Source organism: Streptomyces sp. 15-116A, assembly GCF_025290915.1.
Classification (GTDB): domain Bacteria; phylum Actinomycetota; class Actinomycetes; order Streptomycetales; family Streptomycetaceae; genus Streptomyces.
Genome location: NZ_JAOCQE010000013.1, coordinates 29443 through 54191, shown reverse-complemented (window position 1 = coordinate 54191; position 24749 = coordinate 29443). Strand labels below are relative to the sequence as shown.

20 protein-coding genes are annotated in these 24749 nt (G+C 68.8%); 6 read left to right on the top strand and 14 right to left on the bottom strand.

Annotated elements, in window-relative coordinates:
- The first annotated feature begins 33 nt into the window (after positions 1 to 33).
- Positions 34 to 651: a GNAT family N-acetyltransferase gene (locus N4P33_RS04690; protein ID WP_260824929.1), complete on the top strand. Its 618-nt coding sequence runs from the start codon at positions 34 to 36 to the stop codon at positions 649 to 651.
- Between the two features lie 87 nt (positions 652 to 738).
- On the opposite strand, the gene trxA is transcribed toward N4P33_RS04690, so the two are convergent.
- The 7 genes from trxA to N4P33_RS04655 form a co-directional block, all read right to left on the bottom strand.
- Entirely contained in the window at positions 739 to 1071 is a 333-nt protein-coding gene (gene trxA / locus N4P33_RS04685; protein WP_010032728.1) for a thioredoxin, read from the bottom strand.
- Between the two features lie 41 nt (positions 1072 to 1112).
- Positions 1113 to 2081: a thioredoxin-disulfide reductase gene (gene trxB / locus N4P33_RS04680; RefSeq protein ID WP_260824928.1), complete on the bottom strand. Its 969-nt coding sequence runs from the start codon at positions 2079 to 2081 to the stop codon at positions 1113 to 1115.
- 194 nt (positions 2082 to 2275) lie between these two features.
- A complete protein-coding gene (locus N4P33_RS04675) occupies positions 2276 to 3214 on the bottom strand; it encodes an anti-sigma factor (RefSeq protein WP_260824926.1) in 939 nt (312 codons plus the stop codon).
- Positions 3211 to 3936 carry an RNA polymerase sigma factor SigM gene (gene sigM / locus N4P33_RS04670; RefSeq protein WP_260824925.1) on the bottom strand — a complete coding sequence of 242 codons (726 nt, stop codon included), beginning with the start codon at positions 3934 to 3936 and terminating at the stop codon, positions 3211 to 3213. Before sigM ends, N4P33_RS04675 begins: the two co-directional genes overlap by 4 nt.
- A 26-nt stretch (positions 3937 to 3962) precedes the next feature.
- A complete protein-coding gene (locus N4P33_RS04665; RefSeq protein ID WP_260824923.1) occupies positions 3963 to 5684 on the bottom strand; it encodes a protein kinase family protein in 1722 nt (573 codons plus the stop codon).
- Positions 5685 to 5825: 141 nt separating this feature from the next.
- Positions 5826 to 8135, bottom strand: a complete 2310-nt coding sequence (gene murJ, locus N4P33_RS04660) for a murein biosynthesis integral membrane protein MurJ (protein WP_260824922.1) — start codon at positions 8133 to 8135, stop codon at positions 5826 to 5828.
- A 44-nt stretch (positions 8136 to 8179) separates the two neighbouring features.
- Positions 8180 to 10582, bottom strand: a complete 2403-nt coding sequence (locus tag N4P33_RS04655) for a DUF6049 family protein (RefSeq protein WP_260824921.1) — start codon at positions 10580 to 10582, stop codon at positions 8180 to 8182.
- Between the two features lie 218 nt (positions 10583 to 10800).
- Between N4P33_RS04655 and N4P33_RS04650 the strand changes: the two genes are divergently transcribed.
- Positions 10801 to 12246: a CCA tRNA nucleotidyltransferase gene (locus N4P33_RS04650; RefSeq protein WP_260824920.1), complete on the top strand. Its 1446-nt coding sequence runs from the start codon at positions 10801 to 10803 to the stop codon at positions 12244 to 12246.
- A gap of 103 nt (positions 12247 to 12349) precedes the next feature.
- Here N4P33_RS04650 and N4P33_RS04645 read toward each other — a convergent pair whose 3' ends face one another.
- The 4 genes from N4P33_RS04645 to N4P33_RS04630 all read right to left on the bottom strand — a co-directional run bounded on the left by N4P33_RS04645 (position 12350) and on the right by N4P33_RS04630 (position 16087).
- Positions 12350 to 12820 carry a hypothetical protein gene (locus tag N4P33_RS04645; protein WP_260824919.1) on the bottom strand — a complete coding sequence of 157 codons (471 nt, stop codon included), beginning with the start codon at positions 12818 to 12820 and terminating at the stop codon, positions 12350 to 12352.
- Between the two features lie 121 nt (positions 12821 to 12941).
- A complete protein-coding gene (locus tag N4P33_RS04640) occupies positions 12942 to 14204 on the bottom strand; it encodes an MFS transporter (RefSeq protein ID WP_260824918.1) in 1263 nt (420 codons plus the stop codon).
- Between the two features lie 78 nt (positions 14205 to 14282).
- Positions 14283 to 15365: an inositol-3-phosphate synthase gene (locus N4P33_RS04635; protein WP_260824917.1), complete on the bottom strand. Its 1083-nt coding sequence runs from the start codon at positions 15363 to 15365 to the stop codon at positions 14283 to 14285.
- 44 nt (positions 15366 to 15409) lie between these two features.
- On the bottom strand, positions 15410 to 16087 hold the full coding sequence (locus N4P33_RS04630; RefSeq protein WP_260824916.1) for a PadR family transcriptional regulator: 678 nt from the start codon (positions 16085 to 16087) through the stop codon (positions 15410 to 15412).
- Positions 16088 to 16440: 353 nt separating this feature from the next.
- On the opposite strand from N4P33_RS04630, the gene N4P33_RS04625 reads away from it, so the two are divergent.
- Both N4P33_RS04625 and N4P33_RS04620 read left to right on the top strand, forming a co-directional pair.
- Complete coding sequence (locus N4P33_RS04625) at positions 16441 to 19155, top strand: transglycosylase domain-containing protein (RefSeq protein ID WP_260824915.1); 2715 nt, start codon at positions 16441 to 16443, stop codon at positions 19153 to 19155.
- A 121-nt stretch (positions 19156 to 19276) separates the two neighbouring features.
- The gene (locus N4P33_RS04620) at positions 19277 to 20785 is read left to right on the top strand and encodes a glycosyltransferase family 87 protein (RefSeq protein WP_260824937.1); all 1509 of its coding nucleotides are present in this window, start codon (positions 19277 to 19279) and stop codon (positions 20783 to 20785) included.
- Positions 20786 to 20879: 94 nt separating this feature from the next.
- On the opposite strand, the gene N4P33_RS04615 is transcribed toward N4P33_RS04620, so the two are convergent.
- The 3 genes from N4P33_RS04615 to N4P33_RS04605 form a co-directional block, all read right to left on the bottom strand.
- On the bottom strand, positions 20880 to 21911 hold the full coding sequence (locus N4P33_RS04615; RefSeq protein WP_260824914.1) for an alanine racemase: 1032 nt from the start codon (positions 21909 to 21911) through the stop codon (positions 20880 to 20882).
- A gap of 101 nt (positions 21912 to 22012) precedes the next feature.
- Positions 22013 to 23134, bottom strand: coding sequence for a peptidoglycan bridge formation glycyltransferase FemX (gene femX, locus N4P33_RS04610; RefSeq protein ID WP_260824913.1), 1122 nt, complete (start codon positions 23132 to 23134; stop codon positions 22013 to 22015).
- Between the two features lie 164 nt (positions 23135 to 23298).
- A complete protein-coding gene (locus N4P33_RS04605) occupies positions 23299 to 23613 on the bottom strand; it encodes a hypothetical protein (protein ID WP_260824912.1) in 315 nt (104 codons plus the stop codon).
- Positions 23614 to 23884: 271 nt separating this feature from the next.
- Here N4P33_RS04605 and rpsF point away from each other — a divergent pair, with 271 nt between their 5' ends.
- Both rpsF and N4P33_RS04595 read left to right on the top strand, forming a co-directional pair.
- Complete coding sequence (gene rpsF / locus N4P33_RS04600; protein ID WP_004985983.1) at positions 23885 to 24175, top strand: 30S ribosomal protein S6; 291 nt, start codon at positions 23885 to 23887, stop codon at positions 24173 to 24175.
- A gap of 75 nt (positions 24176 to 24250) precedes the next feature.
- Positions 24251 to 24721 carry a single-stranded DNA-binding protein gene (locus N4P33_RS04595; RefSeq protein ID WP_260824910.1) on the top strand — a complete coding sequence of 157 codons (471 nt, stop codon included), beginning with the start codon at positions 24251 to 24253 and terminating at the stop codon, positions 24719 to 24721.
- The last annotated feature ends 28 nt before the right edge of the window (positions 24722 to 24749 follow it).

Here is a 24749-nt window from a genome sequence, read left to right as displayed (position 1 = left end):
GGCAGCGGGCGAAGGAAGCGAGGAACAGCCTTCATGGGGCGTCGGCTCGTACCGCTCACGCTGGACAACCTTCAGGACCTCCCCCAGCGCTGCCGCTCGTGCGTTTTCTGGGAGCTCGACCCCGTCAGCGGTGAGGCAGCGGTAAAGGCGGGAACCTCCACGCTCGAGAAGGAGTCCTGGATCTCCGCCGTCCTGCTGGACTGGGGTTCCTGCGGGAGGGTGGTCTACGTCGATGACGTCCCCGTGGGCTTCGTGCTCTACGCGCCCCCCGCGTATGTCCCGCGGTCCACGGCCTTTCCGACGAGCCCGGTGTCACCCGACGCGGTGCAACTGATGACGGCGTTCCTCGTTCCCGGCTACCAGGGGCAGGGGCTGGGCCGGGTGATGGTGCAGACGGTGGCGAAAGATCTGCTGCGCCGCGGGTTCAAGGCGATCGAGGCCTTCGGGGACGCACGCTGGAAGGAGCCCGCCTGTGTCCTGCCTGCCGATCATCTGCTGGCCGTGGGATTCAAGACGGTCCGCCAGCATCCGACGTACCCGCGGCTGAGGCTGGAGCTGAGGACGACCCTCTCCTGGAAAGAAGACGTGGAGATGGCGCTGGACCGGTTGCTCGGAGCCGTGCAGAAGGAGCCGGCGCTGCGGCCTCTCTGAGGGACATCATGCGAATGGGCCGACCCCTATGGGCCGGCCCATTCGTGTTTCACGTGAAACAGCGCCGCCGTGGAAGGCGGGCGGCCGTCACTCCGCGATGAACTCCTCCAGGTCACGCACGATCGCGGCCTTCGGCTTCGCGCCCACGATGGTCTTGGCGACCTCGCCGCCCTGGTAGACGTTCAGGGTCGGGATGGACATGACGCCGTACTTGGCGGCCGTACCCGGGTTCTCGTCGATGTTCAGCTTGACGACCTCGATCTTGTCCCCGTACTCGGAGGCGATCGCCTCGAGGGAGGGGGCGATCTGGCGGCAGGGACCGCACCAGGCGGCCCAGAAGTCCACCAGGACGGGCTTGTCGCTCTTGAGGACGTCCTGCTCGAAGGAGTCGTCGGTCACGTTCTTCAGGGTGCCGGCCACGGCGGGCTCCTTAACTGTGTGGTGCGTGGGGCGGGTGGGGGTCAGACGGTGGTCTTCTCGGGCTCGGCCTTGTCCTCGTCCGCGAGGGCGGCGAGGAAGCGCTCGGCGTCGAGAGCGGCGGCACAGCCCGTACCGGCCGCGGTGATGGCCTGACGGTAGGTGTGGTCGACCACGTCACCGGCACCGAAGACCCCGGTGACGTTCGTACGGGTCGACGGCGCGTCGACCTTCAGGTAGCCCTCCTCGTCCAGTTCCAGCTGGCCCTTGAAGAGCTCGGTGCGCGGGTCGTGGCCGATCGCGATGAACAGGCCGGTCACCGCCAGGTCGGAGAGCTCGCCGGTCTTCACGTTGCGCAGCTTCAGCCCCGAGAGCTTCTGGTCTCCCTGTACCTCGGCGACCTCGCTGTCCCAGACGAACGAGATCTTCGGGTCGGCGAAGGCGCGCTCCTGCATCGCCTTGGAGGCGCGCAGGGTGTCCCGGCGGTGGACGATCGTCACCGACTTGGCGAAGCGCGAGAGGAAGGTGGCCTCCTCCATCGCGGTGTCACCGCCGCCGATCACGGCGATGTCCTGGTCCTTGAAGAAGAAGCCGTCACAGGTGGCGCACCAGGAGACACCGCGGCCGGACAGCGCGTCCTCGTTCGGCAGGCCGAGCTTGCGGTGCTGCGAGCCGGTGGCGACGATGACGGCCTTCGCCTTGTGGACCGTGCCCGCGGTGTCCGTGACGGTCTTGATCTCACCGGCCAGGTCGACGGCGACGACATCGTCCGGGACGAGCTCCGCACCGAAGCGCTCGGCCTGGGCGCGCATGTTGTCCATGAGCTCCGGACCCATGATGCCGTCCTGGAAGCCGGGGAAGTTCTCGACCTCGGTGGTGTTCATCAGCGCACCGCCGGCGGTGACGGCGCCCTCGAACACCAGAGGCTTCAGCGACGCGCGGGCGGTGTAGAGCGCCGCCGTGTAGCCGGCGGGCCCCGAGCCGATGATGATCACGTTACGGACGTCGCTCACGGCTTGATTCCTCGTCTCTGGTCTGCGTCATGTCGACCGGGGGAGCTTCTGTTCTCGACTCTCACCCCACCCAACGGATCCTAAGGGGCTCGCATTCCCACTGTGTCCGGGCACACGGAGACGGCCCTGTGACGGGCACGAAGGGGGCACACACCGTACGGATTACCGCGTGGGCGGCATCCAAGCGCCGCGCGTCAGGATCGCGTGTAGGAGTGCTTAAGCAGGACCTTCGCCTTGTCGGCGGACGAGGGATTGCCGACGCAGGTCGCCTCGACGACATAAGCGGTGACCCGGGTGTCGTCGGAGGGGTCGGAGAGCACCACGAGCAGTGCCTCCTTGCCCTGGTAGATGCCCTCCTCCGTGGCAAGCGCGGCGTCGTTGCGGCCGATGCCCTCGCGGACGCACGGGGGGACCGTCGGCTCCTTGAGCACCCTGGGGCTGGCGGCACCGGCCTCAGACTCCAGACCGAAGGGGGTGCGGGAACCCCCGCTCTTGCCCTGGCTCTGCGCGAGGAGGTCGGAGACCTGCTTCTCCAGCTTTCCTTCGGAGAAGGTGTCCGCCGCCGTGATCTCCGGTCCCTTCTCCGGGCCGCTGCCGCCGTTCATGGACGACAGCACCATGGATCCGAGCCCCAGGGCGGCGACGGTGAACACGGTCCCCAGGACGGCGACGCGGCGCCGGCCCCGAAGGCGACCCTTGCGGCCCGGGCCGGTGGTCGCGGCGCGCGCCCGCCCGGTCGGCCGGTCCATCGGGAGCGATGTTTCACGTGAAACACGCTCCGTTTCACGTGAAACAGGCGCCGGGCTGTCGTCGGTGCTCGCCGATCGGGCGGCGACGGCCGGCTCCGGCGATTCCTCGGACTGCGTCTCAGGCGCCCTGGCGTCGAGCAGCGCCTCCGCGGCGAGGGCGGCGTCGATGCGGCCGGCGATCTCGTCAGGCATACGGGGCGGGCCCGGCATCGTGCCGAGCAGGCCCCGGATCTCCTCCAGGGAGGCACGGACGTCGGCGCAGAGCTCGCACGTGTCCAGATGGCGGCGTACGTCAGCGGTCCGCTCCGGCGGCAGGAGCCCTTCGGTGAGGTCGGAGATCTCCGCGACGTCCGGGTGCTCCGCCCTGTCCGTCGTCGACGTCACGCTCGCCCACCTCCGCCCTTCACAGCAGCTGGGTCACTCGGTCCTGGGTCCGGCGGATCCGCGCCACGCGGGCCCGCTGCGGGTGGGACGGTTGTCCCCGGCCTCTGGTTCCGTGCCTCACCCTGTTTCCTGCCTTCGCCGCTGCCGTCCGGGCGCAGATGGGTGAGGAGCGGCAGGAGTCTGGCTCTGCCCCGGGCGCAGCGGCTCTTCACCGTGCCGGTGGGCACATCGAGGATCCGGGCGGCCTCGGCGACCGGGTAGCCCTGCATGTCCACCAGCACGAGGGCGGCGCGCTGATCGGCAGGGAGGGTGCCCATGGCTTCGATCAGCTGGCGGTGCAGATCATTGCGCTCGGCGGGCGCCGCCGCGGACTCGTGCGGCTCCAGCAGCTGCTCCAGGCGCTCCGTGTCGTCGACCGGGGCGGTCTTCCTGGAGGCGGCCTTGCGGGCCCGGTCCAGGCAGGCGTTCACGGTGATCCGGTGCAGCCAGGTCGTGACGGCCGACTGGCCGCGGAAGGTGTGGGCGGCCCGGTAGGCGGAGACCAGGGCGTCCTGGACGGCGTCGGCGGCCTCCTCCCTGTCCCCCAGCGTCCGCAGGGCCACGGCCCACAGCCGGTCGCGGTGGCGGCGCACCAGCTCACTGAAGGCGTCGGGGTCGCCCTCGACGTGACGGGCCAGGAGGTCCTGATCGCTCGCGTCGCGGTGCGCGGTGCCTTCTGCCATCGGACCCCCTCCCCCTCGGTGAGATCTCAGCCGGTGAACTTCAGGTCGGTGATGGCCTGCTTGTACCCGGCGTCACTGTAGGCGTCCCCCGGCGCCGACGGCATGGCGGTGATCCAGACCAGTACGTAGCGGGTCTTCACCGGCTTGCCGACCTTGACCGTGGCGCTGTCCCCGGTCGTCGTCACGGTACCGAGTTTCCGCATGGAGCTGACCGGGGTCGACGAACTGGTGGAGTCCGTCGCGTACAGCGTGATCGTCGTGTGGTCGCCGGTGTAGCGCAGCCCTATCGACGACGCCTTCACCGTCTGCTCGGACCCGAGGTCGTAGATGATGCCCACTCCGGGCTTGAAGGCCGGGTTCATGTCCGGCCCGTCCAGGAAGCTCTTGGTGCGCCAGTAGCTCGCGGGGTCGCCGTCGTAGGTGTTGGCCACGTCCTCGGGCGCCTGCGCGCCGCCCTTGGCGACGTACTCCTGGGCGCCCTGGATGGCGAGCGGCTTGGCGGGCTTGTTGCGGCTGTCGCCCTTGTCGTCGCCGTCCGTCGGGCGGGTGTTGTTCGTGTCGTCCGCCTTGCCGCCCTGCTCCATCAGGGCGTCCGCGAGCTGCCAGCTGCCCAGTCCGAGCGCGGCGATCAGCAGCGCCGAGACGGCCCACTTCAGCGCCTTGCCGGTGCGGCTCTGGAGCGGGGGCGGCGGCGCGGGCACCGGCTGGGTGGCTCCGGGGCGGGTCGCGGGACGGCCGTAGGAGCCCTGCTGGTACGTCGTGCGCTGGTAGTCGGGCGGGGAGGTGAACGCGGGCTCCGGCGGGCGGATGCGGGGCATCTCGCCGATCGCCTTCACCAGCTCCTCCGGAGTCGTGCAGGGCGACTCGTGCCGGGAGGCGGTGGCACCGTCGTTGGCGAGCGCGCGCATGGCGAGCTCGGACAGGCCGCGGTGGACACCGGCGCGCACCTGGTCGGGCGGGATCAGACCGATGTCCTTCGGCAGCCCCGACAGACCGTAGGCGTCGCTCTCGTAGGGCCAGCGCTGGGTGAGCGCCGCATACAGCAGGGCGCCGATGGACTCGGTGTCGGTGCGCTGCGGGGTGTCGGAGCTGATGCCGCGCAGCGCCGCGTTCACGGCGAGGCCGCGGATGCGCCACTGGCCGGTCGAGGTGCGCAGGACGGCGTTGGGGTTCAGCCGCAGATGGGCGAGGCCCTCGCGGTGGGCGGCCGCCATGGCGGAGGACACCTGACTGACCATCTGGTAGGCGTCGTACACCTCCAGCGGTCCGGTGGCCAGGAGCGTGGTGAGTTCGGTGGCGTCGGGGAGCCATTCGTGCACCACGTAGACGACGTCGTTCTCCTCGACGGCGTCCAGGACTTGCACGAAGCGGGGATCGCCCAGCAGGGCCGAGGAGCGGGCCGCGGCCAGAACGGAGCGGGCGCGGGAGTGGTCCGCGGGCAGGATGTGCACACCGACGGCGCGGCGGAGCTTCTCGTCCACGGCACGCCAACTGCTGAAACCGTCCAGACGGGTGACGCACTCCTCGAGTCGGTAGCGTCTGGCGAGCTTGTGACCGCTGTGCAGTTCGGGCGGCGAGGTCTTCCCGGAACCGTCGGTCCCGGTGCTCTCCTGTGCCTCGTCGCTGTCCGTGTCCTGCTCCCGGTTCTTGGCCACCCCGTCGGCCGTGGACTGGTCCGCCTGCGCGGTCAGCGACTCCTCGCCGCTGTTGTCTGCCACGTCGACGGCAGCTGTGCTCCGTTCCGCCACCGTCGTTCCCTGCCTCCCCATCCGTTGCGCGTCGGCCGGCGTCCGTTGCGCACCGTCCGACGCCGACATCAATTGTGCCCACAGTCCGCCGCTATGCACGACACACGGTGGCTGACGATGGTTGTGCGTCTACCCCCTGCCTCAGCGTCCCAGGCGTCCGCGGACCATGCCGACCAGCGAGTTGAGCTCCTCGATGCGCATGCGGCGCGCGGCGACGAAGAAGACGCCGAGCAGGACCGCACCGCCCGCCAGGATCGCGGCGAACGATCCCGCGACGCCCTGGCCGAGCACCTGGCTGATGCCGTAACAGGCCGCGCCGCTGAGCAGCATGGCCGGCACCGAGGCGATGCAGAGCCGGGCGTAGGTCCGCAGCACGCGCGCGCCGTCCAGGTCCCCGCCCAGTCGCTTGCGCAGGCGGCGCCAGGCGACACCGACACCGATGGCGTAGGCCAGGCCGTAGGACGCGGCCATGCCGACCACGGCCCAGCGGGCCGGCAGCACGAGGAAGCAGATCACCGAGGCGATCGCGTTGCCCGCGGCCACGATGACCGTGTTGTAGAAGGGGGTTCGGGTGTCCTCGTAGGCGTAGAAGGCACGCAGGACGACGTACTGCACCGAGTAGGGGATCAGTCCGAGGCCGAAGGCCATCAGCATGTAGCCCATGTTGGTCGCTTCGCTCGTGCCTGAGGAGCCGAAGATCAGTGTGCACATGGGGATGCCGAGCGAGACGAAGCCGAAGGCGATCGGCACGATCGCGACGGCGGTGGTGCGCAGTCCCTGGGAGATGTCGTCGCGGACGGCACCCGCGTCGTCCTCGGCCGCCGAACGCGAGATGCGGGGCAGCAGAGCGGCCATCAGGGAGACGGTGATGATGGCCTGTGGGAGTCCCCAGATCAGCTGGGCGTTGGCGTAGGCGGCGAAACCGGTGCCGTCGACGCCGGAGTCGATACCCGCGGCGGTGGACAGCTGGGTCACGACCAGGGCGCCCGCTTGGTTGGCGAGGACGAACAGCACGGTCCACTTGGCCAGCATGGCGGCCTTGCCGAGACCGTGGCCCTTCCAGTCGAAGCGCAGCCGGATCCGGAAGCCGGTCTCACGCAGGTACGGGATCATCGCCAGGGCTTGGACCACGAGGCCGAGCAGGACACCGACGCCGAGCAGGCGCTGGCCCTCCGGCGGGATGTTCGTGACACTCATCTGCGAGTCCGCGGCCGTGCCGTAGACCCAGATGAACATGCCCAGGGTCACGATGATGACGATGTTGTTCAGGACCGGGGTCCACATCATCGCGCCGAAACGGCCCCGGGCGTTGAGGATCTGACCCATCACCACGTGGATGCCCATGAAGAAGATGGAGGGCAGGAAGTAGCGGGTGAAGGTGACAGCGACCTCGTTGGCCTCTGGATTGCCGGCGACCGGGTTCGACAGGGCGCGCACGAGCAGCGGAGCGGCGAACCACGCCAGCGCGGTGAGCGCGGCCAGGGCGACCATGACCAGGGTCAGCAGGCGGTTGGCGTAGGCCTCGCCGCCGTCCTCGTCGTCCTTCATGGCGCGCACGAGCTGGGGTACGAAGACGGAGTTGAGGCCGCCGCCGATGGTGAGGATGTAGATCATGGTCGGCAGCTGGTAGGCCACCTGGAACGAGTCACCGAGAAGGCCGAGGCCCAGCGCCGAGACGATCAGAGCGGAGCGGATGAACCCGGTGAGCCGGGACACCATCGTGCCCGCCGCCATCACCGCGCTCGACTTCAGCAGTCCACCGGCACGGCTGGTCTTCTTCGCGGCGGGGGCCGGAGCCGGCTCGGGCGCGGGGGCCTCCGCGGCGGGCGGCGGCGTGGCTCCCGCGTAGTGACCGGGGGTCGGGGAGGACGGGCCTGGCACCGGAGCGGGGCCCTGAGGATGACCGCCGCCCTGCTGCCCGACGGGGTGCTGCGCGGGATGCCCGCCACTGCGGGGCTGGTCCGGGAAGACGCCGCTCTGCTGCTGGTCGCGGAAGAGATGCGCGAAGGCGTCCGGCTCGTGGCGCTGGTCACCGGCATGACCGACCAGCTCGTCCACGCCGACGTACTGCGTGGTGCGCGGGTCGTCGCCGTACGGCAGGTACTGGCCCGGGCCCTCGGGTTCCGGCGCGGGGGTCTGGGCCCACACGCGCGGGTCGGGGGCGTAGGGCGGCTGGGGCGGCTGCCCGTACAGCGGCCGCTGCGGGGGGTACGTGCCGGGCGGGGGCGGGGGGTGCGCGGCGCGGTCGTAGAGCGCCTCGGCGACCGGGTCCTGCGCGGAGATGTCCTGCGCCCGGTAGGGGTCCTGGTCGTAGGTGTCCTGGAGGTACGGGTCGGCGGGTGGCGGCGGCACCTGGTCGTGCCCGGGCGGCGGACCCTCGGGGTGGTCCGACTCGGGGTGACCCGAGCTGCCCGCGGCATGGCCGCGGTCACCGTCGTACGGCGCGTTCATGGTTACCCCACCTCATCGTCCCGGGCCCACCGGCCACGACATCCTCAACGGTCCACTCTCTCACCCGTGCCCGACGGGTCGGCGCTTTCCGGTGCGGTGTCCGGTGCCGGGTCACTCGGCTGCTGGGGGTCGTCTGCCCGTGAGCCGGACCCCGACTCCTCGGTGAGACGTTCCGCGGCGGCCGCCGGGTTCTGCGGGGCGCCGTCCTGCGGGTCGTCGCTCTTCTCGCCCGTGTCGCGGTCGTCCTCCGCCGCCTCGCGGGCGGCCGCCCGCTTGCGCTGGGTGTACATCCGGAAGCCGGCCAGCACGAGCAGCAGCACCCCGCCGCCGATGACCAGCATCACCGTGGCGGTGATCTCGGTGACCTTGACGTCGAAGGTGACGGGCTCGCCGTACTTCTGGCCGTCCGGGGTGTAGAGCTGGGCGACCACGGTGGCCCGGCCGTTGGCGTTGGCGGACGTGGTGAACTTCACCGACTGGCTGTGACCGCCGGAGACGGTGATGGGCTGCTCCTGGTAGGCGTCGCCGTCGATCTCGAGCCGGGTCGGATTGGTCGAGGAGAGGCGCAGTACCAGGTGGTCGACGCCCTGCACCAGGTTGTTCTGGACCGTCACGGGGATGGTGGCACTGCGGCCGGAGAGCTTCGTCTCGGACTTCTCGATCAGCTTCACCGAGTCGATGAGCCCGTCGAGGTAGGTCTCGACCCCGCTGCGGTAGATGGCCGCGTCGGCGGCGCGGCCCCGCCACGAGGTGGACATGGCCCGGTTCAGGGCTCGGCCGAACGGGGTCACGACCCGGTCCGCCTCCGAGAGGATCACCTTGAACTTGTCGAGCTTGTCCTGCGTCCTCGCGATCTGCTCGAACGCCGTGCGCGGCAGTTCCTGCTTGCGCAGCGCGGAGGGGTACGCGGAGGCCGAGGGGATCCTGGTTCTGGCGGCGGGGTCCGGCTTGGCCTCGGCGGCCGCCGTGAGGTCCTGGGACTCGGACCAGGTGCCCTCCTGGAGGGCCTTCAGCGCGTCGGCCATCGTCTGCGCCTGGCTCGCCGACGGTGTGCGCTGGGGGGCGACGACGATGCTGCGCTGCTCGTTGGTCTGGAGGCCGAGCATCAGGCTCTGGGCCAGGAACCGCTGTGTCGCGAGCGTGGACCCGGAGGCCTTGGCCATGTCGCCCTGGAAGGCCGTGGAGAGCCGAGCGTCCGCGACCACCGCCGTGGTGCCGCCACCGATGGGACGCGGTGCCGAGGGTGTGTAGGACAGGCCGCTGGTCTCGTTGAAGGTGTCGCTGCGGGCGATCACCTTGTCGGCGCCCGCGGAGGTGGCGACCTTGACGATGGACGGATCGACCGCGCCGTTCACCGGCCAGGCGAAGTCCGTGGTCGGCGTCACGTGGAGGATCGTGTCCACGGTCTCCGTGGCGGCGTCGGTCGCTTCCTTCAGATGGTTCAGCGAACCGGCGACGGCCGTGCCGTTGTGGGCCAGGGAGGCGAGATCGGGGTCGCCGAAGGGCAGGGCGACGATCTCCTTGTCCGCCACCGCCTTCTGCAGCTGGGCGAGCCACCGCTCGGCGACCGCCTCGTGGCGTCCGGGGACGTTCTCGTCACCCTCGCCACGGACCTCGTAACCCTGTGCCATCGCATCGACGGAGGCCAGCAGGTCCGGATCGATCACCCACGTGACGTCGAGGTCCTTGCCCAGCGACACCATCCGGTCCAGGCGGCCGCCCGACGCGATCTCCTTGGCGAGTTCCTCGTCACGGAAGACCGGTGTCTGCTGCTCGTTCGAACCCGTCTCCGCTGTCACATGGACGTCGGAGATCAACGGCCACAGGAACGTCGTCTTCGTCCGAGGCTCGGCCTCGTCGGGCTGCCAGGGCAGGAAGGTCCGCTGGACGCCGAGGGTGTGCTCCCACTGCTGCGCGGCGGTCTGCCCGGCCAGCGCCACGCTCAGCTGGTAGACCCCGTTCTGGCCGAGGTCCAGTTCGTCGACCGGCACGGAGATGCTGAAGGGCCGGGAGACGCCCGGGGTGAGTTCGGCGAACTCCTCGGTGTACTTGCCGCCGATCTCCTGGCCGACCGGTGTCTGGACGTCGTCGCTGTTCCTGGCGACCGTGTCGATCCCCGAGCGGGTGGTCAGCGGAGGGCCCACGCTCAGGCCGACGTGCGCGTCGGTGACGGCCTGCTTGCCCTTGTTGGTCACCGTGCCGGACACGGTCACGGTGTCCCCTTCGGAGGGGACGCTGGGGGTGAGCGAATCCACGGAGACGGAGACCGAGCCCGCTCCGGCAGCGGCCTGCGGGGCGTCCTGACCGGCGGCGTCGGCCGCGGGCGCGGCGGGGAGCTGGAGGAGCCCGGCCAGGAGCGGCGCTCCGGCGAGCAGGGCTCCGGTACGCCGCAGCCAGCGGCGGGCAGGTGAGGGACTTGTCCCCTGGAAGTCTGCCGCCTCGGCCACGCGCTCGCCCGTCCCTCGTCGTCGTCAGTGGTCGTCGGAATGTGCGTCCACGCATGGTAACGATGCGCGCTGAGAGGAAGTGCCGCGGACCGCTGCGCAAGATCGCCCCGGCGACCGGCCTGTCGCCCTGCGTAGGGCCCGCTGTGACCCTCTGCGTATGGGAGGGAGAACTTAATGGGGAAGCTCGGGGCGGCCGGGGCCACGTACCCTCTTCTGTTGTGCCGAACGCCAAGGAAGAAACCAGTGCCCCTCTCAGCCAGGTGCAGGACCGCGCGGTGAGTGAACTGCTGCGGGTCGCTCCTGTCGCCGACGATCTCGCTCGCCGTTTTCAGGAGGCGGGGTTCTCGCTCGCTCTGGTCGGTGGGTCGGTACGGGACGCGCTGCTGGGCCGGCTCGGCAACGACCTGGACTTCACGACCGACGCCCGCCCGCAGGACGTGCTGCAGATCATGCGGCCGTGGGCGGACGCCGTGTGGGACGTCGGGATCGCCTTCGGCACGGTCGGCGCGCAGAAGGACGGCTACCAGGTCGAGGTGACCACCTACCGCTCGGAGGCCTACGACCGGACCTCGCGCAAGCCGGAGGTGTCATACGGCGACTCGATCGAGGAGGACCTCGTCCGGCGTGACTTCACGGTGAACGCGATGGCCGTCGCGCTCCCTGAGAAGGTCTTCATCGATCCGCACGGGGGTCTCGCCGACCTGGCGACCCGTCTGCTGCGGACGCCGGGCACGCCCGAGGCATCCTTCTCGGACGACCCGCTGCGGATGATGCGGGCCGCTCGGTTCGCGGCGCAGCTCGACTTCGACGTGGCTCCCGAGGTCGTCGCCGCCATGACGGAAATGGCGGGACGTATCGAGATCGTCTCCGCGGAGCGGGTGCGGGACGAGCTGAACAAGCTGATCCTGTCCTTGAACCCCCGCAAGGGCCTGACGCTCCTCGTCGACACGGGCCTCGCCAGTTACGTGCTGCCCGAGCTGCCGGCGCTGCGTCTGGAGAGTGACGAGCACCACCGGCACAAGGACGTCTACGAGCACACGCTGATCGTCCTGGAGCAGGCGATGGCGCTGGAGGACGAGGGCCCGGACCTCACCCTCCGCCTCGCGGCGCTGCTGCACGACATCGGCAAGCCGCGCACGCGCCGCTTCGAGAAGGACGGCAGGGTCTCCTTCCACCACCACGAAGTGGTCGGGGCGAAGATGACCAAGAAGCGGATGACAGCGCTGAAGTACTCCAACGAGCTGGTGAAGGACGTCTCCCGCCTGGTCGAGCTCCACCTCCGCTTCCACGGCTATGGCACGGGGGAATGGACGGACTCCGCCGTCCGCCGCTACGTCCGCGATGCGGGCCCCCTGCTCAACCGCCTCCACAAGCTGACCCGCTCGGACTGCACCACACGCAACCGGCGCAAGGCGGCAGCGCTGTCGCGGGCGTACGACGGCCTGGAGGAGCGCATCGCCGCACTCCAGGAGCAGGAGGAACTGGACGCCATCCGCCCGGACCTCGACGGCAACGAGATCATGCAGATCCTCGACATCAAGCCGGGCCCGGCGGTCGGCAAGGCGTACAAGCACATGCTGGAGCTCCGCCTGGAGAACGGCCCGATGGAACACGATGACGCGGTCGCGGCCCTCAAGCAGTGGTGGACAGAACAACAGGGCTGAGCCACGAAAACGGGGTCACGTTTCACGTGAAACATGACCCGCGGCATGCAGAAAGGGCGGTGTTTCACGTGAAACACCGCCCTTGTGCGCTGCAGCGCAGGTGTTACTTCACTTCCTTCAGGCAGAGAACGACCTTGTGGCTGTTGCTGCCGGTCTGGTAGTACGAGATCGTCGCTTCCTTGACGGCCTCACACTTGGAGTCGTCGCTCGTGTCGTCGAACTTCTCGACGACCTTGTACTGGGCATCGCTCGAAGAGCAGTCGACGGTCTTGAGGTCCGGACTGATCTGCGTTCCCTCGTTGTGCATGCAGCTGCCCACGGACGCGGTCTCGGCGTCGCTCTGGCCCCACCACCACTTGCCCACGGCTATGAGAACCGCGATGACGATGAAGCCGACGATACGCAGGACCTTCTTGCTGAACCGCTTGGCCGCAGGCGGCGGGACGGGTGCTCCCGGCGGGGGGAAGCCGGGCTGGCCGGCCTGCTGGGGGAAACCGCCCTGGGGCGGCTGGCCGTAGGGCTGCGGCTGCTGGCCCTGGGCGAACGGGTTGCCCTGGGGCGGCGGAGTTGTCACTGGGGGTCCCCCTCAAACATGGGTGTTGTCTCGAATCACCCGCTGATAAGACCCACGTAAGCTACCGGCCCCCACTGACAACTCAGTAGCCCCATAGGGCTCTGTGGCATTGATGTGACACTTACTGGCGTTCAAATCGGGCCATAGCCACAGCTACCGCTCCGTAGATAACGGCGATCGTTACGACCAGCGGAACCGAGCGGCCGTCAGGCGGCAGCATCAGGGCCGCCATCCCGGCCGCGCCCACGAACGCCACGTTGAACAGGACGTCGTAGACGGAGAAGATCCGGCCACGGAAGTCGTCCTCGACGCAGGCCTGGACGATGGTGTCCGTGGCGATCTTGGCGCCCTGGGTGGTCAGCCCCAGGACGAACGCCCCTACGAGCAGGGGGACGGTGGCGAAAGGCAGGCCGAGAGCCGGCTCCAGGAGCGCCGCCGCGCCGGCGCACACCGCGATCCAGCGGCCCGGCCCCAGTCGTCCCGCCGTCCACGGCGTCAGCACGGCCGCCGCGAAGAACCCGGCACCCGAGAACCCCAACGCCAGTCCCAGCAGCGCGAGTCCCTCGTCCGTGGTCGTCGTCAGGGCGTACCGGCACAGCATCAGCAGCATGACGAGCATGGCCCCGTAGCAGAAGCGCATGAGCGACATCGCCGTGAGCGCCCACGCGGCCTCCCTGCGCCGCGGCGCGGCGAGATGGCGCATGCCTGCCACCAGGTCGCGCGCTGTGCCGGTCAGTGCTGTGGCGAGCCGGGTGTTCAGCAATGCGCGGTCCGGTCCGAGCAGTTCCTTCGCGATGCGCAGTGAGGCGAGGGCCGCACACAGGTACAGGGCCGCGCCGACGAGCACCACGGCCGCGTCCGAGTCCGCGAGGAAAAGCCGTACGAGGAACGCCAGACCGCCCCCGGCCGTCGCCGCGAGCGTCCCCGCGGTCGGGGACAGCGAGTTGGCGATGACCAGCCGCTCGGCGTCGACCACACGCGGCAGCGCGGCGGACAGGCCGGCGAGCACGAAGCGGTTGACGGCAGTGACACACAGGGCGCAGACGTACAGCAGCCAGTCCGGGACGTCACCGAGGATCAGGGCGGCGGTCACCGCGGCCATCAGGGCGCGCAGCAGATTGCCGTAGAGGAAGACCTGTCGGCGCCGCCAGCGGTCCAGGAACACCCCGGCGAACGGGCCGACGAGCGAGTAGGGGAGCAGCAGGACGGCCATCGCGGAGGCGATCGCCGCGGCCGACGTCTGTTTCTCCGGCGAGAAGACCACATAGGCGGCGAGCGCGACCTGAAAGACCCCGTCGGCGCCCTGGGACAGCAGCCGTACGGCGAGCAGACGTCTGAAGCCCTGAAAACGCAACAGGACGCGCAGGTCACGGACGACGGCCATGGCGCACAGCCTCACATACGAAGAGGGTCTCCGGGACGTACGACCCGGAGACCCTCAACTGCCCGCAGCGAGCGAGTCCTAGCGCTCGACCTCGCCCTTGATGAACTTCTCGACGTTCTCGCGGGCCACGTCGTCGAAGTACTGCACCGGCGGGGACTTCATGAAGTACGAGGACGCCGACAGGATCGGGCCGCCGATGCCCCGGTCCTTGGCGATCTTCGCGGCGCGCAGGGCGTCGATGATGACACCGGCAGAGTTCGGGGAGTCCCAGACCTCGAGCTTGTACTCCAGGTTCAGCGGGACGTCACCGAAGGCGCGGCCCTCGAGGCGGACGTAGGCCCACTTGCGGTCGTCCAGCCAGGCGACGTAGTCGGACGGGCCGATGTGGACGTTCTTCTCGCCGAGCTCCCGGTCGGGGATCTGCGAGGTGACGGCCTGCGTCTTGGAGATCTTCTTGGACTCCAGGCGCTCGCGCTCGAGCATGTTCTTGAAGTCCATGTTGCCGCCGACGTTCAGCTGCATGGTGCGGTCCAGGATGACACCGCGGTCCTCGAACAGCTTCGCCATGACGCGGTGCGTGATGGTGGCGCCGACCTGGGACTTGATGTCGTCACCGACGATCGGCACACCGGCCTCGGTGAACTTGTCCGCCCACTCCTTGGTGCCGGCGATGAAGACCGGGAGCGCGTTGACGAAGGCGACCTTGGCGTCGATGGCGCACTGCGCGTAGAACTTCGCGGCGTCCTCGGAGCCGACGGGCAGGTAGCAGACCAGGACGTCGACCTGCTGGTCCTTGAGGACCTGCACGACGTCGACCGGCTCCTCGGCGGACTCCTCGATGGTGGCCCGGTAGTACTTGCCGAGACCGTCGAGGGTGTGGCCGCGCTGGACCGTCACACCGGTGCGGGGGACGTCGCAGATCTTGATGGTGTTGTTCTCGGAGGCGCCGATGGCGTCCGCGAGGTCGAGGCCGACCTTCTTGGCGTCCACGTCGAAGGCGGCGACGAACTCGACGTCCCGGACGTGGTAGTCGCCGAACTGGACGTGCATCAGGCCCGGCACCTTGGCCGCCGGGTCGGCGTCCTTGTAGTACTCGACTCCCTGTACGAGCGATGCCGCGCAGTTGCCCACGCCGACGATGGCTACGCGAACCGAACCCATTCCGGTTGCTCCCTGTGTGTACGAGTGAGGCCCTGAAGTGGGACTCACGTGGCGGTGTCGTCGGGCGTATCCGGTCCGGGGTCGTCCCCGGTCCGGGGCAGGCCGCCCGTCGCTCCAGATGTCCTGTCCTGTCGAGCGGCTCCCCCGGAGGCGGAACCGTGGAGGTCCCGCCCGGCTCGCTCACTCTCGATGAGCTCGTTCAGCCAGCGCACTTCGCGCTCCACGGACTCCATTCCGTGGCGCTGGAGCTCGAGCGTGTAGTCGTCGAGGCGCTCCCGGGTGCGCGCCAGTGAGGCGCGCATCTTCTCCAGACGCTCCTCCAGGCGGCTGCGGCGGCCCTCCAGCACGCGCATGCGTACGTCGCGCGACGTCTGCCCGAAGAAGGCGAACCGCGCGGCGAAGGTCTCGTCCTCGTACGCGTCGGGGCCCGTCTGGGAGAGGAGCTGTTCGAAGTGCTCCTTACCTTCGGCCGTCAAACGGTAGACGATCTTGGCGCGCCGTCCGGTGAGGGTGGCGGCGGCCTCGCCGACGTTCCCCGGTTCCTCGATCAACCAGCCGTTGGCGACCAGCGTCTTGAGGCAGGGGTAGAGCGTCCCGTAGCTGAACGCCCGGAAGACGCCCAGTGACGTGTTGAGCCGCTTGCGCAGCTCATAGCCGTGCATCGGAGATTCGCGGAGCAGGCCGAGTACGGCGAACTCGAGGATCCCGGAACGCCGGCTCATCGTCGCCTCCTCTCGTCCTTATGCCGCTCTGATGTATCGACTCGATACATCATGACGATAGAACGGCCTTCCGGATGCGACAAGGGGGGAGGGGGTGAACGGGATCACATCCCCGATTCACAGCGAGCAAGTTGCCTGATTTGAGGTGAACTTCTGGGCTCGGCAGGTTTTGGCGGTGCGTAGTCTGTGCGCCATGCACACCACCGGGAACCGAGTGACGTCTGTGGGCGTCCCTGTCCCCGGTGCAGTACGGGTGAATGCGGCCAGCGCCGTATCCGTACTTCGGGGGGACCGGAAACCAGCCGCCGTTTCCAGGCGCGCACGGGTGCGCCTGCCCGAGGAGTAGTCGTTCGATGAGCGAGCACCGTCGCAAACCGCCGCAGCCGCAGGGAGGCGGACGTGCCGCGGCCCGACGCGGCCAGTCCGGCTCGTCCTCCGGCCGCCGCGCGGCACCGCGAGGCGCCACCGGGTCGCCGTCCGATTCCTATGGGCCGGGATCCCACGGCTCGGCGGGTGAGGGGCGTACCTACGGCAGCCGCGCCGAGGCGCGGCGCGCGGCACAGAGAGGTGGGGGTGGCCGGCGCCGGGCATCCGAGACGGGGCCGGGGTCCCGCCGCGCCGGTGCCGCCGGCCCGGGGCGCGGAAAAGGACGCGCCGCACCTCCGGGCAGGAAGCGGATCATCGACTATCCGCGTCACGACAAGTACGGCTGGCGCCGCTGGGTACCGTCCTGGAGGCTCGTCTCCGGACTGTTCATCGCGTTCTTCGGCAGCCTGGTGGCCATCGCGGGCATCGGCTACGCGATGGTGGGCAAACCCGTCGTCGCGGAGACGGCCACGGCGCAGAACAACGTCTACTACTGGGCCGACGGCTCGCAGATGGTCGCCACGGGCGGTGAGCGCAACCGGCAGATCGTCAGCCTGGCGCAGATTCCTGAGGCGATGCAGAACGCCGTCATCTCTCAGGAGAACAAGACGTTCTACGAAGACAGCGGCATCGATCCCAAGGGCATCGCCCGCGCCGTGTTCAACATGGCCCGCGGTGGTGAGACCCAGGGCGGATCGACGATCACCCAGCAGTACGTGAAGAACGCGATGCTGGAGGACCAGTCCCAGACACTCACCCGTAAGTTCAAGGAGATCCTGGTCTCGGTCAAGGTGGGCGCCACCGAGGACAAGAAGACGATCCTTGAGGGCTACCTGAACTCCGCGTACTACGGCCGCGGCGCCTACGGGATCGAGGCCGCCTCCCGCGCCTACTTCAACAAGAGGGCTCTGGACCTGGACGTGGGCGAGTGCGCCTTCCTGGCGGCGGTGCTCAAGGGAGCCACCTACTACGACCCGGCGGGTGCGACGTCCATCGACCCGGTCGGCGCCACTCGCGAGAAAAACGAGAAGCGCGCCCTGACCCAGATGCAGGACACGCTGACCAAGATGGTCGAGTACGGCCATCTGGACGCCGCGACGCGTGCCAAGTTCACCAAGCTCCCCAAGGTGCAGAGCCCGCGCTCGAACACCGCGCTCAGTGGCCAGATCGGCTACCTCGTGGATCTCGCCAAGAGCTACATCGTCACCCACAGCGACGAGACAGGGATCACCGAGGACGAGCTGCGACAGGGTGGCTACTCGATCTACACCACCTTCGACAAGAACAAGGTGAAGGCGCTCGAGGAGTCGGTCAAGAAGGTCTACAAGGAGAACATCGACCCGGAGAAGCGCCCGGAGACGGACAAGCACGTCCAGTTCGGTGGGGCCTCGGTGAACCCCGCAAGCGGTGCGATCGAAGCCATCTACGGCGGTGAGGACGCGACCAAGCACTTCACCAACAACGCCGACGTGACCGGTGCCCAGGTCGGTTCGACGTTCAAGCCGTTTGTGCTGGCCGCGGCCATGAAGTGGGGCGTCCGGGATCCCGACCTGGACGAGGTGCAGGCACAGGACGAGCGCACGGTCGTCTCTCCGAAGAGCCTGTATCCCGGTAAGAACAAGCTCAAGATCAGGGACTACAAGGGGGACATCTGGCAGAACGAGAAGGGCGAGGAGTGGCTCCAGGTCAATGACGGCGATGTCTCGTACGGCACGCCGCCCGCATACAAGATCGACCTCCGGGAGGCGATGCGGGAGTCGGTGAACTCCTCGTTCGTGCAGCTCGGCATGGACGTCGGCCTGGACAAGGTGAAGGAGGCCGCGACAGAAGCCGGTGTGCTGGAAAGCAGCCTCGCCGGTACCGAGTACCCGTCCTTCTCCATCGGTACGTCCAGCCCCAGTGCCATCCGCATGGCGGGCGCCTATGCCACGTTCGCGGCCTCCGGTGAGCAGCGGGAGCCGTTCTCGGTGAAGAAGATCTCGAGCAAGGACGGCACCGTCTTCACCCACAAGACCGTGACGAAGCAGGCCTTCGAGGAGAACGTCGCCGACAATGTCACGGACGTCCTGAAGACCGTCGTAGAGAAGGGCACCGGCACCAACGCCCAGCTGCCCGGGCGCGAGGTGGCCGGCAAGACCGGTACGACGGACGGCAACAAGTCCGCCTGGTTCGTCGGGTACACCCCCCAGCTGTCCACCGCGATCAGCATGTTCCGTTACCCCGATGACGAGACCATCAAGAACCGCACGTTCCTGGAGATGTTCGGCACGGGTGGGCAGAAGAAGATCCACGGTGCCTCGTTCCCGTCCGAGATCTGGGCGGACTACATGGGCGATGCGCTGAAGGACGAGCCGGCGGAGCGGTTCCCGACCCCCGAGCCCATCGGCCAGGTCGTCAACGCCGACCCGACCCCGACTCCCACGCCGACGCCCACGGAGACCGAGGAGACGACTCCCTCGCCGTCCCCGACGCCGACAGAGTCGGCGACCATCCCGACTCCCACGCAGACCGCCACATGCGAGCCGTTCGACTTCAACTGCGATGACGGTGACACGAGCGGCAACGATCAGGGGGGCACCGACAACGGCGGAACGGACGGTGGCGCGACCGGTTCACCGGCACCCACGGAAACAGGCGTCCCCGGGAACAGCAGAGGTAATGGCAACGGTGGTGGTGGTCTCTTCGGAGGCCCGGCCGGATAGCCCGCTCATCGCCTCGCTCGGGTGTTTCACGTGAAACACGTCGCTGTTTCACGTGAAACATGGGCCGCCGTACCGCTCGGGTACGGCGGCCCTCGCCGTTTTCCCAGAGACGTACGGCAGGATGTGCGGCATGCCCAGTGGAGTATCGAAGCAAGCGAGTGCCCACGAGCCGGACCTCGTGCGGCCCACCGCGGAGGACGAGGTCGCCGCTGCCGGCAGCGAGCTGATCGGCGGTCCGCTCGGGCGGCGTGCGCTGCTCGGGACGTCCTGGTGGACGCCGGTGCGGGTGATCGCCCTGGTGGCGATCGGCATGTTCGCCCTCGGCCTGGTGCAGAAGGCGCCCTGTTACAACGGCGCCTGGTTCTACGGCGCCAGTTCCCAGTACACCCACGCCTGCTACTCGGACATCCCCCACCTCTACCAGGGGCGTGGCTTCGCCGACGGGCTCGTGCCGTACTTCGACCAGCTCCCGGGCGACATGCAGTTCCTTGAGTACCCGGTGCTGACCGGCGTGTTCATGCAGGTCGCCGCCTGGCTCACGCCCGGCAGCGGCAGCATCCAGGACCAGGAGCAGTGGTACTGGATGGTCAACGCCGGGATGCTCATGGCGTGTGCGGCGGTCATCGCCGTCTGTGTGACCCGTACCCACGCCCGGCGGCCTTGGGACGGTCTGCTGCCGGCGCTGGCGCCCGCCTTCGCGCTGACCGCCACGATCAACTGGGACCTGCTGGCGGTGGCGCTGACGGCCGCGGCGATGCTGATGTGGTCGCGGGGCCGTGCGCTGGCCTTCGGTGTCCTGCTGGGGCTGGCCACGGCCGCCAAGCTCTACCCCGTGCTGATCCTCGGGCCGTTGCTGGTGCTGTGCTGGCGCGCGGGGCGGTGGCGGGAGTACGCGACGGCTCTCGGGAGCGCGATCGTCGCCTGGGTCGTCGTGAACGGGCCGGTGATGCTCTTCGCCTTCGACGGCTGGTCGAAGTTCTACACGTTCAGCCAGGAGCGGGGCGTCGACTTCGGGTCCTTCTGGCTGATCCTGGCCCAGAACTCGTCCGACCCGCTGAGCACCGACACCGTCAACACCCTGGCCACGCTGCTGATGGTGCTGTGCTGTGCCGGTGTGGCGGCGCTCGCGCTGATGGCGCCCCGCCGGCCGCGTTTCGCCCAGCTCGCGTTCCTGATCGTCGCGGCGTTCATCCTCACCAACAAGGTCTACTCGCCGCAGTACGTCCTGTGGCTGGTGCCGCTGGCCGCCCTCGCGCGGCCGAGATGGCGGGACTTCCTGATCTGGCAGGCCTGCGAGGTGGCGTACTTCCTCGGTATCTGGATGTACCTCGCCTATACGACCAGCGGTGACGCTCACAAGGGGCTGCCCACGGACGGCTATCACTGGGCCATCGGGCTGCACCTGCTCGGGACGGTCTTCCTCTGCGCCATGGTCGTGCGCGACATCCTCATGCCGGAACGTGATCCGGTGCGCCGTGCCGGTGACGACGATCCCTCGGGAGGGGTGCTCGACGGGGCCGACGACGTGTTCGTGCTCGGTCCGGCGGCGCATCCCGCACGGCATGCCGCCCACTTCGAGGGGCCGCGCGTCGAGTGGGGCGGGACCGGGGCCACCAACGGTTCGCTCTGAGCGAACCAGCCGCTGCACCAACCGCTGAGGGGGCCTCGCAGAAACGGCGAGGCCCCCTCAGTGGTTCCGGCTCAGTGGTTCCGGGAGGACGTGCTCAGCGGTCGACGAGCCGGTCGAACTGCGTGGTGGTGTGGCGCAGATGCGCCACCAGCTCGTCGCCCACCTTGGGCTCCGGCGCGTCCGCCGGCACGAAGAGGATCGACACCTGCATGTGCGGCGGCTCGGCGAACCAGCGCTGCTTGCCGCCCCAGACGAACGGCGAAAGGTTCCGGTTGACCGTGGCGAGACCGGCGCGGGCGACGCCCTTGGCGCGCGGCATGACGCCGTGCAGCGCCTTGGGGGCCTCCAGACCCACCCCGTGCGACGTACCGCCCGCCACGACCACCAGGAAGCCGTCCGAGGCGGCCTTCTGCTGCCGGTAGCCGAAACGGTCCCCCTTGGCGACGCGCGTGACGTCCAGGACGGCGCCGCGGTACTCGGTGGCCTCGTGGTCGCCCAGCCACAGCCGGGTGCCGATCCGGGCGCGGAAGCGCGTCTGCGGGAACTGCTGCTGCAGCCGGGCGAGTTCCTCGGCCTTGAGATGGCTGACGAACATCGTGTGCAGAGGAAGCCGGGCCGCGCGCAGCCGGTCCATCCAGCCGATGACCTCCTCGACGGCGTCCGAGCCGTCGGTCCGGTCCAGCGGGAGGTGGATGGCGAAGCCCTCCAGCCGCACGTTCTCTATGGCGGCGTGCAACTGGGGCAGTTCCTGCTCGCTGACGCCGTGTCGCTTCATCGAGGACATCACCTCGATGACCACGCGCGCGCCGACCAGGCCGTAGACACCGTCGACCGACGACACGGAGCGGATGACCCGGTCGGGCAGCGGCACGGGCTCCTCGCCACGCCGGTACGGGGTCAGCACCAGCAGGTCACCGCCGAACCAGTCCTTGATCCGGGCGGCCTCGTACGTCGTGCCGACCGCGAGGACGTCCGAGCCCAGCCGTGTGGCCTCCTCGGCCAGCCGCTCGTGGCCGAAGCCGTAGCCGTTGCCCTTGCAGACCGGGACGAGGCCGGGGAACTGCTCCTGCACGTGCTTGTGGTGCGCCCGCCAGCGCGCGGTGTCGACGTAGAGCGTGAGCGCCATGGCCGGACCTGGAACCTTTCTCGTGGCTGCGGTGTATCAGAGGTATGGAAGCTGTCGATGCAGTCGGAGCGCCGAAGACGCCGAAGACGCCGAGGACGACGTCAGCGGCGCGACATGTAGATGTCGAGCGCCTTGTGGAGCAGCTTGTTCAGCGGGAAGTCCCACTCGCCGAGGTACTCGGCGGCCTGACCGCCGGTGCCCACCTTGAACTGGATCAGACCGAAGAGGTGGTCGGTCTCGTCGAGCGAGTCGGAGATGCCGCGCAGGTCGTAGACGGTGGCGCCGAGCGCGTAGGCGTCGCGCAGCATCCGCCACTGCATCGCGTTCGAGGGCCGGACCTCGCGCCCGATGTTGTCGGAGGCGCCGTAGGAGTACCAGACGTGCCCGCCGACGATCAGCATGGTCGCCGCGGAGAGGTTCACGCCGTTGTGCCGGGCGAAGTACAGCCGCATGCGGTTGGGGTCCTCGGAGTTGAGGGCCGTCCACATGCGCTGGAAGTACGACAGCGGGCGCGGCCGGAAGTGGTCGCGCACGGCGGTGATCTCGTACAGCCGCTGCCACTCGGCGAGGTCCTCGTAACCGCCCTGAACGACCTCGACGCCGGCCTTCTCGGCCTTCTTGATGTTGCGGCGCCACAGCTGGTTGAAGTTCTTGTGGACCTCTTCGAGGGACCGGTTCGCCAGCGGCACCTGATAGACGTACCGGGGCTGGACATCGCCGAAGCCGGCGCCGCCGTCCTCGCCCTGCTGCCAGCCCATGCGGCGCAGCTTGTCGGCCACCTCGAAGGCGCGCGGCTCGATGAAGTCGGCCTCCAGATCGCGCAGACGCTTCACGTCCGGGTCCTGGATGCCCTTCTTGATGGTCGCCGCTTCCCAGCGCCGGATGATCACCGGCGGGCCCATCTTCACCGAGAAGGCACCCTGCTGCTTCAGATGCGCCAGCATCGGCTCGATCCACTCCTGGAGATTCGGAGCGAACCAGTTGATGACCGGGCCCTCGGGCAGATAGGCGAGGTACCGCTTGATCTTGGGGAGCTGCCGGTAGAGGACCAGACCGGCACCGACGAGCTCACCGGTGCGGTCGTCGAACCAGCCGAGGTTCTCGGAGCGCCATTCGGCCTTGACGTCCGCCCAGGCCGGGACCTGCATGTGGCTCGCCGACGGCAGGCTCTGGATGTAGGCCAGATGCTGCTCGCGACTGATGGTCCTCAGGGTCAGGCTCATTCGGGGCGCTCCTCGGGCTGGTGTGTCCCCATGGGTTCAGGGGCTCCGGCTCTCGCGCGAAGCCTACTGCGCCCGGGGAGCGCCCTGGTGGGGCGCACGGACCTTCGCCCCGGCCTGTCGGCGGCCGGGGCGTCCACCGGTTTTCGGGACGGGAGTGCCTGGCGTCAGTCGATGACCCCACCGAAGAGGCCGCCGTGCGCCATGCCCAGGAAGAAGCCGACCGCAGCCGCACCGAGACCCAGGATCAGGCCGAAGCGCTCGCGGGTCGTCTCCGAGATCCACTGTCCGTACGCACCGGTGAGGATGCCCACCAGGCCGGTCCAGGAGCTGAGCAGGTGCAGATGGTGGAACATCGCCGTGATGAAGGACGTGATGCCCAGCACCAGGGTCACCGCGAGCAGGGTGTCCTGGACCGGATGGGGCTTGCCGTCCGTGGCGAAGAGGCCGCCGGCGGTGTTGGGTCGCAATGCCTGTGCCATGGGGCACCTCCTGCGAAAAGCGGCGCATCGTAGCGCCATACACACCCGATGTGTACAGATTGACGGGCCCCCCGGACGGATTTCAACCGGAAGGCACTGTGCGGGTACTCTGTAGCGTCTGCACCGGTGTCTGTCCGGACAGAGCCAACCGCCGCCCGACCTCGATTGTCAGTGGCGGCTGTTTTACTGACAGGCATCGTTGCGCAACGCATCACGACCCTCCTGCCACGGAACGACCGTGGCCGCTGAGTCCAAAGGAGGTGGGTTCCACATGCGTCACTACGAGGTGATGGTCATCCTCGACCCCGATCTCGAGGAGCGTGCTGTCTCCCCGCTGATCGAGAACTTCCTTTCTGTCGTCCGTGACGGCGGCGGAAAGGTCGAGAAGGTCGACACCTGGGGCCGTCGTCGTCTCTCGTACGAGATCAAGAAGAAGCCCGAGGGCATCTACTCGGTCATCGACCTGCAGGCCGAGCCTGCGGTCGTCAAGGAGCTCGACCGCCAGATGAACCTGAACGAGTCGGTCCTTAGGACCAAGGTCCTCCGCCCCGAGACCCACTGAGCTCTCCCGCTCAGCTGATCTCGGGATTCGAGTAGCAGCAAGCAGCCAGCAGCAAACCCGCCGAGAGGTTCCCCCATGGCAGGCGAGACCGTCATCACGGTCGTCGGCAATCTTGTCGATGACCCCGAGCTGCGCTTCACCCCGTCCGGTGCGGCCGTCGCGAAGTTCCGTGTCGCGTCGACTCCCCGCACCTTCGACCGCCAGACGAACGAGTGGAAGGACGGCGAGAGCCTGTTCCTGACCTGCTCGGTCTGGCGCCAGGCGGCGGAGAACGTCGCCGAGTCGCTCCAGCGAGGCATGCGCGTCATCGTGCAGGGCCGGCTGAAGCAGCGGTCCTACGAGGACCGTGAGGGCGTCAAGCGCACGGTCTACGAGCTGGACGTCGAGGAAGTCGGCGCCAGCCTGCGCAATGCCACGGCCAAGGTCACCAAGACCACGGGCCGCGGTGGCCAGGGCGGTTACGGCGGCGGTGGCGGCCAGCAGGGCGGCGGCTGGGGCGGTGGCTCCGGCGGCGGTGGCGGCTACTCGGACGAGCCCCCCTTCTAGGGCGGGCCGTACCCACACTTCTTGATCA

Coding starts and splice junctions, on each gene's coding strand:
- N4P33_RS04690 (WP_260824929.1), top strand. CDS start 34: ATGGGGCGTCGGCTCGTACCGCTCACGCTGGACAACCTTCAGGACCTC.
- sigM (WP_260824925.1), bottom strand. CDS start 3,936: ATGGCAGAAGGCACCGCGCACCGCGACGCGAGCGATCAGGACCTCCTG.
- murJ (WP_260824922.1), bottom strand. CDS start 8,135: ATGAACGCGCCGTACGACGGTGACCGCGGCCATGCCGCGGGCAGCTCG.
- N4P33_RS04640 (WP_260824918.1), bottom strand. CDS start 14,204: ATGGCCGTCGTCCGTGACCTGCGCGTCCTGTTGCGTTTTCAGGGCTTC.
- N4P33_RS04635 (WP_260824917.1), bottom strand. CDS start 15,365: ATGGGTTCGGTTCGCGTAGCCATCGTCGGCGTGGGCAACTGCGCGGCA.
- N4P33_RS04630 (WP_260824916.1), bottom strand. CDS start 16,087: ATGAGCCGGCGTTCCGGGATCCTCGAGTTCGCCGTACTCGGCCTGCTC.
- N4P33_RS04625 (WP_260824915.1), top strand. CDS start 16,441: ATGAGCGAGCACCGTCGCAAACCGCCGCAGCCGCAGGGAGGCGGACGT.
- N4P33_RS04620 (WP_260824937.1), top strand. CDS start 19,277: ATGTGCGGCATGCCCAGTGGAGTATCGAAGCAAGCGAGTGCCCACGAG.
- N4P33_RS04615 (WP_260824914.1), bottom strand. CDS start 21,911: ATGGCGCTCACGCTCTACGTCGACACCGCGCGCTGGCGGGCGCACCAC.
- femX (WP_260824913.1), bottom strand. CDS start 23,134: ATGAGCCTGACCCTGAGGACCATCAGTCGCGAGCAGCATCTGGCCTAC.
- N4P33_RS04605 (WP_260824912.1), bottom strand. CDS start 23,613: ATGGCACAGGCATTGCGACCCAACACCGCCGGCGGCCTCTTCGCCACG.
- rpsF (WP_004985983.1), top strand. CDS start 23,885: ATGCGTCACTACGAGGTGATGGTCATCCTCGACCCCGATCTCGAGGAG.
- N4P33_RS04595 (WP_260824910.1), top strand. CDS start 24,251: ATGGCAGGCGAGACCGTCATCACGGTCGTCGGCAATCTTGTCGATGAC.